General features: G+C 60.6%; 14 protein-coding genes. 13 read left to right on the top strand and 1 reads right to left on the bottom strand.

Annotation, left to right across the window (positions count from 1 at the left end; genetic code table 11):
• The first annotated feature begins 106 nt into the window (after positions 1–106).
• Both ACJ8HB_RS16310 and ACJ8HB_RS16305 read left to right on the top strand, forming a co-directional pair.
• Positions 107–742 (top strand): DUF1007 family protein, encoded by a 636-nt coding sequence (locus tag ACJ8HB_RS16310; RefSeq protein ID WP_033651572.1) that lies wholly within the window; start codon positions 107–109, stop codon positions 740–742.
• Positions 733–1,755 (top strand): nickel/cobalt transporter, encoded by a 1,023-nt coding sequence (locus ACJ8HB_RS16305; RefSeq protein WP_094860014.1) that lies wholly within the window; start codon positions 733–735, stop codon positions 1,753–1,755. Before ACJ8HB_RS16310 ends, ACJ8HB_RS16305 begins: the two co-directional genes overlap by 10 nt.
• A gap of 55 nt (positions 1,756–1,810) precedes the next feature.
• Here the strand turns inward: ACJ8HB_RS16305 and suhB are convergent, their stop codons facing one another.
• Positions 1,811–2,614: an inositol-1-monophosphatase gene (gene suhB, locus ACJ8HB_RS16300; RefSeq protein ID WP_004941400.1), complete on the bottom strand. Its 804-nt coding sequence runs from the start codon at positions 2,612–2,614 to the stop codon at positions 1,811–1,813.
• Between the two features lie 119 nt (positions 2,615–2,733).
• Between suhB and trmJ the strand changes: the two genes are divergently transcribed.
• The 11 genes from trmJ (at position 2,734) to sseB (ending at position 11,768) form a co-directional block, all read left to right on the top strand.
• Positions 2,734–3,468, top strand: coding sequence for a tRNA (cytosine(32)/uridine(32)-2'-O)-methyltransferase TrmJ (gene trmJ / locus ACJ8HB_RS16295; RefSeq protein WP_025303916.1), 735 nt, complete (start codon positions 2,734–2,736; stop codon positions 3,466–3,468).
• A 193-nt stretch (positions 3,469–3,661) separates the two neighbouring features.
• Positions 3,662–4,156 (top strand): Fe-S cluster assembly transcriptional regulator IscR, encoded by a 495-nt coding sequence (gene iscR / locus ACJ8HB_RS16290; protein WP_004941404.1) that lies wholly within the window; start codon positions 3,662–3,664, stop codon positions 4,154–4,156.
• Positions 4,157–4,210: 54 nt separating this feature from the next.
• Positions 4,211–5,425 carry a cysteine desulfurase gene (iscS, locus tag ACJ8HB_RS16285; RefSeq protein WP_016929764.1) on the top strand — a complete coding sequence of 405 codons (1,215 nt, stop codon included), beginning with the start codon at positions 4,211–4,213 and terminating at the stop codon, positions 5,423–5,425.
• A 24-nt stretch (positions 5,426–5,449) separates the two neighbouring features.
• Positions 5,450–5,836 (top strand): Fe-S cluster assembly scaffold IscU, encoded by a 387-nt coding sequence (gene iscU / locus ACJ8HB_RS16280; RefSeq protein ID WP_033635600.1) that lies wholly within the window; start codon positions 5,450–5,452, stop codon positions 5,834–5,836.
• 54 nt (positions 5,837–5,890) lie between these two features.
• The gene (gene iscA / locus ACJ8HB_RS16275; RefSeq protein WP_004941410.1) at positions 5,891–6,214 is read left to right on the top strand and encodes an iron-sulfur cluster assembly protein IscA; all 324 of its coding nucleotides are present in this window, start codon (positions 5,891–5,893) and stop codon (positions 6,212–6,214) included.
• 62 nt (positions 6,215–6,276) lie between these two features.
• Positions 6,277–6,798 (top strand): co-chaperone HscB, encoded by a 522-nt coding sequence (gene hscB / locus ACJ8HB_RS16270; protein ID WP_047570915.1) that lies wholly within the window; start codon positions 6,277–6,279, stop codon positions 6,796–6,798.
• 32 nt (positions 6,799–6,830) lie between these two features.
• Entirely contained in the window at positions 6,831–8,681 is a 1,851-nt protein-coding gene (hscA, locus tag ACJ8HB_RS16265; RefSeq protein WP_033654281.1) for a Fe-S protein assembly chaperone HscA, read from the top strand.
• A gap of 2 nt (positions 8,682–8,683) precedes the next feature.
• Positions 8,684–9,019, top strand: a complete 336-nt coding sequence (fdx, locus tag ACJ8HB_RS16260) for an ISC system 2Fe-2S type ferredoxin (RefSeq protein ID WP_004941417.1) — start codon at positions 8,684–8,686, stop codon at positions 9,017–9,019.
• 32 nt (positions 9,020–9,051) lie between these two features.
• The gene (gene iscX / locus ACJ8HB_RS16255; protein WP_006327336.1) at positions 9,052–9,252 is read left to right on the top strand and encodes a Fe-S cluster assembly protein IscX; all 201 of its coding nucleotides are present in this window, start codon (positions 9,052–9,054) and stop codon (positions 9,250–9,252) included.
• Positions 9,253–9,552: 300 nt separating this feature from the next.
• Positions 9,553–10,848 carry an aminopeptidase PepB gene (pepB, locus tag ACJ8HB_RS16250; protein ID WP_047570920.1) on the top strand — a complete coding sequence of 432 codons (1,296 nt, stop codon included), beginning with the start codon at positions 9,553–9,555 and terminating at the stop codon, positions 10,846–10,848.
• Between the two features lie 89 nt (positions 10,849–10,937).
• Positions 10,938–11,768 (top strand): enhanced serine sensitivity protein SseB, encoded by an 831-nt coding sequence (sseB, locus tag ACJ8HB_RS16245; RefSeq protein WP_033635596.1) that lies wholly within the window; start codon positions 10,938–10,940, stop codon positions 11,766–11,768.
• Positions 11,769–11,857: the final 89 nt, after the last annotated feature.

Below are 11,857 nucleotides of genomic sequence, written 5' to 3'. Positions count from 1 at the left end.
GGCTTTTACTTCGGCTTACAACTTTCGTCACAAATATCGCCGGGAGAGGCGGGCCGTTAGGCATTTATTTGTGTTACGTTATAACAAATGCAGGTAAGACAGGATAATGATGAAGTTACGTCGTCTTTTGGCTGCCTTCGGCGCCGTGTTCAGCGCCGGTGCGATCGCTCATCCGCACAGCTTTATCGACATGAACACCACCTTCGTCGCCAAAGACCAGCGGCTGGTCGGCCTGAAAATGGTGTGGGTGATGGATGAAATCACCTCGGCGGATCTGCTCTACGATGCGAAAAACGCCAAGAGCGATTCGGAAGTGTGGAAAAAGCTGGCGGCGGAAGTGATGGCCAACGTGCTGGGGCAGCACTATTTCACCGATCTTTACCGCGACGGCAAACCGGTGAAATACCTGAACTTGCCCAGTGAATATCACCTGTCGCGCCAGGGCAACCAGGCGGTGCTGGAGTTCGTGCTGCCGTTGGCCGAGCCGCAGCCGCTGGCGGGCAAACCGTTCGAACTTTCTACTTACGATCCGACTTATTTCGTGGATATGACCTATAAAGACCAAAATGCGCTGCATCTGCCGCCGGAGATGGCGCAGCTGTGCAGCTACAAGCTGATGACGCCGAAGCCGAATGCGTCGCTGCAGGCCTATGCGCTGTCGCTCGACAAGAACGACTCGCCCGGCGAAGACCTGGCCCTGGGGCAGCAGTTCGCCCAGCGGGTGACGCTGCAATGTCGTTAAATCTCTCGCAACCGACGACGAGCCGACGCCACTGGGCCTTCGGCCTGTGGCCGCTGCTGCCGTTCACGCTGGCGCTGGCGGCCGCCACGCTGTTGGCGTGGCACTATTGGCCGCAGCTGCTGATGCAGAGCGTGGTGTGGCAAAAAGCGCTGCACCAGCAGATGGCGGGGCTGTTGCAGCAGGTGAAGGCCGCGCCGCAGCAGGCCGGGCTGGCGCTGATGCTGTTCAGCCTCGGCTATGGCGTCTTGCATGCGCTCGGCCCCGGCCACGGCAAAGTGGTGATCGCCACCTACCTGGCTACCCATCCGGCGCGGCTGAAAAGCAGCCTGAAGCTGACCTTCGCCGCCTCGCTGGTGCAGGGTGGGGTAGCGATCGCGCTGGTCACGCTGATGCTGGTGGTATTGCAGCTCTCTTCGCGCCAACTGCACCAAAGCAGTTTCTGGCTGGAGAAGGGCAGCTTTATTCTGGTGATGCTGCTTGGCGTGCTGCTGAGTTGGCGCGCGCTGAAACGCCTGTTTGCGGCGATCAAGGCGATGCGCCCGGCGCCGGCGCTACGCATCAACAGCCTGACGCCGCTGGCGGCGGATCATGTGCACAGCGCCAATTGCGGCTGCGGCCACCGGCATCTGCCGAGCGACAGCGAGCTGCAGGCGGGAAGCGACTGGCGCACTCAGGCCGCCATCGTGCTGGCGATGGGCATGCGCCCCTGTTCGGGGGCGATTTTGGTGCTGCTGTTCTCCAAAGTGATCGGCGTGTTCGGCTGGGGAGTGATCTCCGCGCTGGCGATGGCGTTCGGCACCTCGTTGACCATCTCGATGCTGGCGCTGCTGGTACATTACAGCCGCCGGCTGGCTGTGCGCCTCAGCCGTTCGCGCGCGCCCGCCGCCTGGAGCGCGGTGGCCTGGGGGGCGTTGGCGCTGGCCGGCGGCCTGATCCTGCTGGCCGCCGGGCTGTTGCTGTACGTCAGCGCGCAGCCGGAATTCGGCGGCGGCATCCGTCCCTTCTCCCGCTAACGGGCATAAAAAAAGCGCTGCATCGGCAGCGCTTTTTTCGATTCGCTTCTGGCGATTAACGCTTCAGCGCTTCGCTCAGTTCTTCACGCATGGTGGCCAGCATGGCTTTCACTACGCGCGGGTTGCCTGCCACCACGTTGCCGGAGCTGAAGTGGTTGTGGCCGCCGACGAAGTCGGTCACCAGGCCGCCGGCTTCACGCACCAGCAGTTCGCCCGCGGCGAAGTCCCACGGCTTCAGGCCGATTTCGAAGAAACCGTCTACGCGGCCGGCGGCCACATAGGCCAGATCCAGCGCAGCGGAACCGGTGCGGCGGAAGTCCGCGCACTGGGTGAACAGCTTGCCGACGATGTTGATGTAAGGCGTTGCGTGCTGTTTGACCTTGAACGGGAAGCCGGTCGCCAGGATGGTGCCATCCAGATCTTTGGCGTTGGTGCCGCGCAGGCGGTAGCCGTTGAGCTGTGCACCCTGGCCGCGCGTGGCGGTGAACAGTTCGTTGCGCATCGGATCGTAAACCACGGCCACTTCAGTACGGCCTTTGATGCGTACGGCGATGGAAACGGAGAAATGAGGGAAACGTTTGATGAAGTTTGCAGTGCCATCCAGTGGATCGATCACCCATTGCACATCACGATCTTCGCCGATCAGCTCACCGCGTTCTTCGCTCACGATACTGTGTTGCGGATAAGACTTGCGGATGACGTCGATGATCAGATGCTCTGCATCGCGATCGACGTTGGTGACGAAGTCATTGGTCCCTTTCTGGCTCGCTTCTACAGCGTCCGGGGTTTCGTAGTTTTTGGCAATCAGGTTACCGGCCTTGCGCGCAGCGCGCACGGCGATAGTCAGCATCGGATGCATGGGTATCTTCCAACTAGGATGTTAAAGAACAGGAAACGGCGCGAAGTATAGCAGCTGTTCGGCAAATTGCCTACGGCTGTGTTAAGATGCTGCGATTTTCCGCCACGCTCAGAGTTTGTATGCTGCACAATATCCGCATTGTTCTGGTTGAGACTTCACATACCGGCAACATGGGCTCGACCGCCAGAGCCATGAAAACCATGGGTTTAACCAACCTTTATCTGGTTAATCCGCTGATCAAACCCGATTCTCAGGCCATCGCCCTGGCCGCCGGCGCCAGCGACGTGATCGGCAACGCCACTATCGTCGATACCCTCGATGACGCCATCGCCGGCTGTAGCCTGGTGGTGGGCACCAGCGCCCGTTCTCGCACCTTGCCGTGGCCGATGCTGGAGCCGCGTGAATGCGGCGTGCGCGCGGTGCACGAGGGCGAACACGCGCCAGTGGCGCTGGTGTTCGGCCGCGAACGCGTCGGGCTGACCAACGATGAATTGCAGAAGTGCCACTACCACGTCGCTATTCCGGCCAACCCGGACTACAGCTCGCTGAACCTGGCGATGGCGGTGCAGATCCTGGCGTACGAAGTGCGCGTGGCTTACCTCGATCGCCAACAGGCGGGCGCGCCGCAGCTGGAAGAGACGCCGTACCCGCTGGTGGATGACCTCGAGCGTTTCTATCAGCACCTGGAGCAGACGCTGCAGCGCACCGGCTTTATTCGTCCGTCCCATCCGGGCCAGGTGATGAGCCGCCTGCGTCGGCTGTTCACCCGCGCGCGCCCGGAAGGGCAGGAGCTGAATATCCTGCGCGGCATGCTGACGTCGATCGAGAAACAGGATAAACATCAAGGTAATTAATTGATGTGGCATAGCGGTGGGCGACAATAGTATTAGTTATCCAAAGGTTATAACATGTATTTTATATACCTTTGTTCTTGCTAAGTTCAAAACGTGCTAATACTTGAGTCAATTACTAGGTTAAATAGTTGACTGTTTTACTCAGGAATGTCAGACTTTCGGCCATATTTGACCAACAGGTAACCATTGAGCTATGAGACTGACATCCAAAGGCCGTTATGCCGTAACCGCTATGCTTGACGTAGCGCTGCATTCCCAGGAAGGGCCGGTGCCACTGGCGGACATTTCCGAACGCCAGGGTATTTCGCTCTCTTATCTGGAACAATTATTCTCCCGTCTGCGCAAAAATGGCCTGGTGGCCAGCGTGCGCGGCCCGGGCGGTGGTTATCTGCTGGGTAAAGACGCGGGTGAGATCGCCGTTGGCGCTGTCATCACTGCCGTCGATGAATCGGTAGATGCAACCCGGTGCCAGGGCAAAGAAGGCTGTCAGGGCGGCGATCGCTGCTTGACCCACGCCCTGTGGCGCGATCTGAGCGAGCGCATCAGCGGGTTCCTGAACAACATTACGCTGGCAGAACTGGTCAACAACCAGGAAGTGCTGGTGGTGGCGGATCGTCAAAATAACGATACGCGCCGCACGGCCAACGGTCGTCCGCAAGAAACTATCAACGTTAATCTGCGCGCATAAGCAGCTGGCGAAATTATTTTAGTTTTTGGAAGTGATGTACGGAGCACAAGAGCAATGAAATTACCGATTTATCTGGATTACTCAGCAACGACGCCGGTTGACCCGCGCGTTGCTGAGAAGATGATGCAGTTTTTGACCCTGGACGGCACTTTCGGCAACCCGGCTTCCCGTTCCCACCGTTTCGGTTGGCAGGCGGAAGAGGCGGTAGACATCGCCCGTAACCAAATCGCCGAACTGGTGGGCGCCGACCCGCGCGAAATCGTCTTCACCTCCGGGGCGACCGAATCCGACAACCTGGCGATCAAAGGCGCTGCCAATTTCTACCAGAAAAAAGGCAAGCACATCATCACCAGCAAAACCGAACACAAAGCCGTGCTGGACACCTGCCGTCAGCTGGAGCGCGAAGGGTTCGAAGTGACCTATCTGGCGCCGCAGAGCAACGGCATCATCAGCCTGCAGGATCTCGAAGCGGCGCTGCGCGATGACACCATTCTGGTCTCCATCATGCACGTCAATAACGAAATCGGCGTGGTGCAGGACATCGAAGCGATCGGCGAAATGTGCCGCGCGCGCGGTATCATCTATCACGTTGACGCCACCCAGAGCGTGGGCAAACTGCCTATCGATCTGAGCAAGCTGAAAGTCGACCTGATGTCGTTCTCCGGCCACAAAATCTATGGCCCGAAAGGCATCGGCGCGCTGTACGTGCGCCGCAAGCCGCGCATCCGCATCGAAGCGCAGGTACACGGCGGCGGTCACGAGCGCGGCATGCGTTCCGGCACCCTGCCTGTCCACCAGATCGTCGGCATGGGCGAAGCTTACCGCATCGCCAAAGAAGAGATGACCGAAGAGATGGCGCGTCTGCGCACCCTGCGCGATCGTCTGTGGAACGGCGTGAAAGATATGGAAGAAGTGTATCTGAACGGCGATCTGGAGCACGGCGCACCGAACATCCTGAACGTCAGCTTCAACTACGTTGAAGGCGAGTCGCTGATCATGGCGCTGAAAGACCTGGCCGTTTCCTCCGGTTCAGCCTGTACCTCCGCCAGCCTCGAGCCGTCCTACGTGCTGCGCGCGCTGGGCATGAGCGATGAATTGGCGCACAGCTCGATCCGTTTCTCCCTGGGGCGTTTCACCACGGAAGAAGAGATCGACTACACCATTCAACTGGTGCGTAAATCCATCGGCCGTCTGCGCGATCTGTCTCCACTGTGGGAGATGTTCAAGCAGGGCGTGGACATCAACAGCATCGAATGGGCGCATCATTAATTCTCAGGTTTCAGGAGCAAGGTCATGGCTTACAGCGAAAAAGTAATCGATCATTATGAAAACCCGCGCAACGTGGGTTCCTTTGACAACGAAGATCCTACCGTCGGTAGCGGCATGGTAGGGGCACCGGCTTGCGGCGACGTCATGAAGCTGCAAATCAAGGTTAACGATGAAGGCATCATCGAAGACGCGCGCTTTAAAACTTACGGCTGCGGTTCCGCCATCGCCTCCAGCTCGCTGGTGACCGAATGGATGAAGGGCAAGTCGCTCGATCAGGCTGAAGCGATCAAAAACACCCAGATCGCCGAAGAGCTGGAATTGCCGCCGGTCAAAATTCACTGCTCGATCCTGGCTGAAGACGCCATCAAAGCAGCGATTGCCGACTATAAGAGCAAGCATAGCGCCGAGTAATTTGTCTGAGTCGGCCCGGCCACGCCGGGCTTTGATTTGAAGTGTGAGGTTGTGATGTCTATTACCATGAGCGACAGCGCTGCGCAGCGTGTTCAGGCGTTTTTGACGAACCGCGGCAAGGGTCTCGGCCTGCGTCTGGGAGTGCGAACTTCCGGCTGCTCCGGAATGGCCTACGTGCTGGAATTTGTTGACGAAGCCAACGATGACGACATCGTGTTTGAAGACAAAGGCATCAAGGTGATCATCGACGGCAAGAGCCTGGTTTACCTTGACGGCACCGAGCTTGATTTCGTTAAGGAAGGCCTGAACGAAGGCTTCAAGTTCAACAACCCGAACGTCTCAAGCGAATGCGGCTGCGGCGAGAGTTTCAACGTCTGACAGTCCATCGTGCTCCCCCGTTTCGGCGGGGGAACTTCATCCGCTAACGCCCAGAGCACGCTATGGATTACTTTACTTTATTCGGGCTGCCAGTTCGCTACACCGTGGACGGCAGCCTGCTTGCGTCCCGCTTCCAGGATCTGCAGCGCCAGTTTCACCCCGATCGTTTCGCCAACCAGCCGGAGCGCGAACGCCTGATGGCGTTGCAGCAGGCGGCGACCATCAACGAAGCCTACCAGTCGCTGAAGCACCCGTTAAAACGCGCGGAGTATATGCTATCTTTGCACGGCTTCGATCTGGGTAACGAACAGCATACGATGCGCGACACCGCGTTCCTGATGGAACAGCTGGAACTGCGCGAAGAGCTCGACGCCATTGAGCGCAAGCCGGAGGCGGAAAGCCTGCTGGCCGATTTCGGCGCGCGGCTGGCCGCCTCCATCAAACAGCGCAGCGCGCTGATGCTGCAGCAGCTGGACGGCGAGCAGTGGGCGGACGCCGCCGACACCGTGCGCAAGCTGCGCTTTTTGGACAAACTCCAGCAACAGGTTGAACAACTCGAAGAAAAACTGCTGGGTTTTGAGTAACACCTTCTGATTCTGATTGTGGAAGCTTCAACATGGCCTTATTACAAATTAGTGAGCCTGGCCTCAGCGCCGCGCCGCACCAGCGACGCTTGGCCGCCGGCATCGACTTAGGCACCACCAACTCGCTGGTCGCCACGGTGCGCAGCGGGCAAGCGGAAACGCTGGCCGACGAACAGGGCCGCCATTTGCTGCCTTCGGTGGTGCATTATCAGGCGGACGCGCAGCGCGTCGGCTGGGAGGCGCGCCAACAGGCGGCGCAGGATCCGGCCAATACCGTCAGCTCCATCAAACGCATGATGGGCCGCTCGTTGGCGGACGTGCAGCAGCGTTACCCGAACCTGCCTTATCAATTCCAGGCCAGCGACAACGGCCTGCCGCTGATCGTCACCGCCGCCGGCCCGGTTAACCCGGTCGGCGTCTCCGCCGATATCCTGCGAGCCCTGTCCGCGCGCGCGCAAGCGGCGCTGGAAGGGGAGCTGGATGGCGTGGTGATCACCGTTCCCGCCTACTTCGACGACGCGCAGCGCCAGGGCACCAAAGACGCGGCGCGTCTGGCCGGCCTGCACGTCCTGCGCCTGCTGAACGAACCGACCGCGGCAGCGATCGCCTACGGGCTGGACTCCGGCCAGGAAGGGGTGATCGCGGTTTACGATCTGGGCGGCGGCACCTTTGATATCTCCATTCTGCGCCTCAGCCGCGGCGTGTTCGAAGTGCTGGCCACCGGCGGCGATTCCGCGCTGGGCGGCGACGACTTCGATCACCTGCTGGCCGACTGGCTGCGCGAGCAGGCCGGCGTGGCCGATCGCAGCGACCACGGCGTGCAGCGCCAACTGCTGGACGCCGCCATCGCCGCTAAAATCGCGTTGAGCGATGCCGACAGCGTGCGCGTCGAGGTGGCCGGCTGGCAGGGCGAGGTGACCCGCGCCCAGTTCGAAGCGCTGATCGCTCCGCTGGTGAAACGCACGCTGATGGCCTGCCGCCGCGCGCTGAAAGACGCCGGCGTCGCCGCCGACGAGGTGCTGGAAGCGGTGATGGTCGGCGGTTCCACCCGTGTGCCGCTGGTGCGTGAGCAGGTGGGGGCCTTCTTCGGCCGTACGCCGCTGACGTCGATCGATCCGGATAAAGTGGTCGCCATCGGCGCCGCGATCCAGGCCGACATTCTGGTGGGCAACAAGCCGGACAGCGACATGCTGCTGCTGGACGTGATCCCGCTGTCGCTGGGCCTCGAAACCATGGGCGGTCTGGTGGAGAAAGTGATCCCGCGCAACACCACCATTCCGGTGGCGCGCGCGCAGGAATTCACCACCTTTAAAGACGGCCAAAGCGCGATGATGATCCACGTGCTGCAGGGCGAGCGCGAGCTGGTGCAGGACTGCCGTTCGCTGGCGCGTTTCACGCTGCGCGGCCTGCCGCCGCTGCCTGCCGGGGGCGCGCACATTCGCGTCACCTTCCAGGTGGATGCCGACGGTCTGCTGAGCGTCACCGCGATGGAGAAATCCACCGGCGTGGAAGCCTCGATCCAGGTGAAGCCGTCGTACGGCCTGTCGGACAGCGAAATCGCCGGCATGATCAAGGATTCGATGGCCAACGCGCAAAGCGACGTGGGCGCGCGCAAGCTGGCGGAGCAACGCGTGGAAGCCGCGCGGGTGCTGGAAAGCCTGCAGGGCGCGCTGGCCAGCGACGCCGCGCTGCTGAGCGAGGCGGAAAGCCAGGCGATCGCCGCCGCGACCCAGGCGTTGCAGCAGGCGGTGCAGGGGGAAGATCCCGCCGCTATCGAAGACGCCATCAAAACATTAGATGCACAAACGCAAGATTTTGCCGCGCGCCGCATGGACGCTTCCATTCGCCGCGCGCTGGCTGGCCATTCTGTGGATGAGGTTTAACCATGCCTAAAATTGTTTTCCTGCCCCATCAAGATCTTTGCCCGGAAGGGGCGGTTCTGGAAGCTGAAAAAGGGGAGTCGATCCTCAACGTTGCGCTGCGCAACGGCATTGAAATCGAGCACGCCTGCGAGAAATCCTGCGCCTGCACCACCTGCCACTGCATCGTGCGTGAAGGCTTCGATTCGCTTGAAGAGAGCAGCGAGCTGGAAGACGACATGCTGGACAAGGCCTGGGGGCTGGAGCCGGAAAGCCGCCTGAGCTGCCAGGCGCTGGTCGCCGACGAAGATCTGGTGGTCGAAATGCCGCGCTACACCGTCAACCACGCGCGTGAGCATTAATTGTTAGCCGCAGCGCCAACCCGGAGATCATAATGGGACTGAAGTGGACCGACAGCCGAGAAATCGGCGAAGCCCTGTACGACCAATACCCGGACACCGATCCGAAAACCGTGCGTTTTACCGACATGCATCAGTGGATCTGCGATCTGGAAGAGTTCGACGACGATCCGCAGGCTTCCAACGAAAAAATACTGGAAGCGATCCTGCTGGTCTGGTTAGATGAAGCGGAGTAAATAGCGTAACGGGCTGCCATGGGCGGCCCGTTTATTTTGTATCCGACATACCCGTCGTCTTTCAAACCGCAGCGTTGTTACCTGCACGTAGTTACGTGGCCCATCCGTGGGCCACGCCCCAAGGGGCCGCTGCGAGCAGCGTTCAAATCTGCTCCCGGCAGATTTGTCTTACCCCAGTCACTTACCTGAGTAAGCTCCTGGGGATGAGATCGCTGGGCGCCTAGCTGCAATTTGAAATCCATAGGGTATGCAATAAAGCCCTAATGAAATAATAAAGGGAACATCCGGAGTAAGAAGGCTATGACAACAGAATTCATGCAGGTCACGCTGTCGCAACAACCTGCCGACGCCCGTTGGGGCGAAAAAGCGCTGCTCAGCACCAACGGCGAAGGGATGACCATCCACCTGACCGGCACCGACAAGCTGGGCGCGATCCAGCGTGCGGGCCGCAAAATTGACGGTCAGGGCATCAAAAACGTCAAGCTGGCCGGCGACGGTTGGGACTTGGAAAACAGCTGGGCGTTTTGGCAGGGTTACCGCGGGCCGAAAGGGCAACGCAACGTCGAATGGGCCGAGCTGCCGGAAGCCGCACGTCAGGAACTGGATAAGCGCCTGAAGATCGTTGACTGGGTGCGTGACACCATCAACATGCCGGCGGAAGAGCTGGGGCCAGAGCAACTGGCGACCCGCGCCGTCGATCTGATGTGCGACGTCGGCTGCGATGCCGTCAGCTACCGCATCACCAAGGGCGAAGATCTGCGCGAGCAGAACTATGCCGGCATCCACACCGTCGGCCGCGGCTCTGAGCGTCCGCCGGTGCTGCTGGCGCTGGACTTCAACCCGACCGGTAACCCGGATGCGCCGGTGTTCGCCTGCCTGGTCGGCAAGGGCATCACCTTCGATACCGGCGGTTATAGCCTGAAACAGAGCGCCTTTATGGACTCGATGAAGGCTGACATGGGCGGTGCGGCCACCATCACCGGCGCCCTGGCGCTGGCGGCGGCGCGCGGCCTGAAGCAGCGCGTGAAGCTGTACCTGTGCTGCGCCGACAACATGGTCAGCGGCAACGCTTTCAAACTGGGCGACATCATTCGCTACCGCAACGGCAAAACCGTTGAGGTGATGAACACCGATGCGGAAGGGCGCCTGGTGCTGGCCGACGGCCTGATCGACGCTTCTGAGCAGAACCCGCAGCTGATTATCGACTGTGCGACCCTCACCGGCGCCGCGAAAACCGCGGTCGGCAACGACTACCATGCGCTGTTCAGCTTCGACGACGCGCTGGCGCAGGAGCTGCTGAACAGCGCCACCGCCGAGCAAGAGCCGTTCTGGCGTCTGCCGCTGGCCGAGTTCCACCGCAGCCAGCTGCCGTCCAACTTCGCCGAGCTGAACAACGTGGCCGGCCCGGCCTACACCGCCGGCGCCAGCACCGCGGCGGCCTTCCTGTCGCACTTCGTCAAGAATTACCAGCAAGGCTGGCTGCACATCGACTGTTCCGCCACCTACCGCAAAGGCGCGGTGGATCAGTGGTCGGCCGGCGCGACCGGTTTGGGCGTGCGTACCCTGGCCAACCTGCTGCTGAGCAAAGCCAAATAATTGAACGCCCGCCGCGTCGGGCGCTAGAATGCGCATTATCTTCGGGGCCCAGCATGCTGGGCCTCGCTATTTGATCCCTGGAGTTTGCCATGAGTGCCCATCATCACGATGCCGCCCCGAGCGAGAACGAACTTGAACGCCTGCTGAAGCTGGCGGTGACGGAGCCGGCCCATCGCCCGGCGTTCTTCCGTGAACTGCTCGACGCCACGGTGCTGATCCTCGGCGACAGCGAGCAGGTGCAGCAGGACGGCGACATCGCGCTGAACGCGGATACGCCGGTCAATATCCAGCATTGGGAGAAGCAGGACGGCGGCAGCATCATTCCGTTCTTCACCTCGCTGGAAGCGCTGCAGAAAGCCGTTGAGGACGAACAGCCGTTCATCGCCATGCCGGCGCGGGTGCTGTTCGAAATCACCCAGGGCGCGGATCTGTTCCTCAATCCGAAGGCGGAGTACGGCAAGGAGTTCTACCCGGAAGAGGTGGCGATGCTGCTGGCGACCGGCGGCGTCGTCAAACCGGTGGAGCATTACGTCGATAAAGAGACCCAAATCCTGCTGGGGCAGCCCGAAGAGTACCCGTCGGCGATGGTGGATGCGTTGACCACGCTGTTCAGCCAGCGCAAGCCGGTGCGCCGCGCGTTTCTGGCGCTGATGCACGATCAGGCGGCGGACGAGAAGCCGAATCTGCTGATCGGGCTGGAAGTGGACGCCGAGCCGGCGGAGATCGAGGCGTTGATCAACGAGGCCGGCAGCGTCGCCAGCGAAACGGCGCCGAACGACGAACCGGTGGATTTCTGCCTGGTGTCGGAGAACGAGCGCGGCATCAGCCACTATCTGATCTCCCATACGCAGCCGTTTTATCAGCGCCGCTGGGGCAGTTGGCTGCGCAATTTGATCCCGTCTACCGACAAGACCCAGTAGCGCCGCCGCGTGGTCGAAAATGAATCATGAAGATCATATTTTTTTAATGAAATGTTGATTTTCCCGTAGGCAAGCGTTAACGGCGCACA

The sequence above is a fragment of the Serratia sp. CY27727 genome (assembly GCF_052169275.1).
In the GTDB taxonomy this organism is placed as follows: Bacteria; Pseudomonadota; Gammaproteobacteria; order Enterobacterales; family Enterobacteriaceae; genus Serratia; species Serratia sarumanii.
The sequence above is the reverse complement of the archived record's forward strand: the minus strand, read 5'-3'. Positions and strand labels throughout refer to the sequence as shown.

Coding starts and splice junctions, on each gene's coding strand:
- sseB (WP_033635596.1), top strand. CDS start 10,938: ATGAGTGCCCATCATCACGATGCCGCCCCGAGCGAGAACGAACTTGAA.
- iscA (WP_004941410.1), top strand. CDS start 5,891: ATGTCTATTACCATGAGCGACAGCGCTGCGCAGCGTGTTCAGGCGTTT.
- iscU (WP_033635600.1), top strand. CDS start 5,450: ATGGCTTACAGCGAAAAAGTAATCGATCATTATGAAAACCCGCGCAAC.
- pepB (WP_047570920.1), top strand. CDS start 9,553: ATGACAACAGAATTCATGCAGGTCACGCTGTCGCAACAACCTGCCGAC.
- trmJ (WP_025303916.1), top strand. CDS start 2,734: ATGCTGCACAATATCCGCATTGTTCTGGTTGAGACTTCACATACCGGC.
- iscR (WP_004941404.1), top strand. CDS start 3,662: ATGAGACTGACATCCAAAGGCCGTTATGCCGTAACCGCTATGCTTGAC.
- suhB (WP_004941400.1), bottom strand. CDS start 2,614: ATGCATCCGATGCTGACTATCGCCGTGCGCGCTGCGCGCAAGGCCGGT.
- ACJ8HB_RS16305 (WP_094860014.1), top strand. CDS start 733: ATGTCGTTAAATCTCTCGCAACCGACGACGAGCCGACGCCACTGGGCC.
- hscA (WP_033654281.1), top strand. CDS start 6,831: ATGGCCTTATTACAAATTAGTGAGCCTGGCCTCAGCGCCGCGCCGCAC.
- ACJ8HB_RS16310 (WP_033651572.1), top strand. CDS start 107: ATGATGAAGTTACGTCGTCTTTTGGCTGCCTTCGGCGCCGTGTTCAGC.
- fdx (WP_004941417.1), top strand. CDS start 8,684: ATGCCTAAAATTGTTTTCCTGCCCCATCAAGATCTTTGCCCGGAAGGG.
- iscS (WP_016929764.1), top strand. CDS start 4,211: ATGAAATTACCGATTTATCTGGATTACTCAGCAACGACGCCGGTTGAC.
- iscX (WP_006327336.1), top strand. CDS start 9,052: ATGGGACTGAAGTGGACCGACAGCCGAGAAATCGGCGAAGCCCTGTAC.
- hscB (WP_047570915.1), top strand. CDS start 6,277: ATGGATTACTTTACTTTATTCGGGCTGCCAGTTCGCTACACCGTGGAC.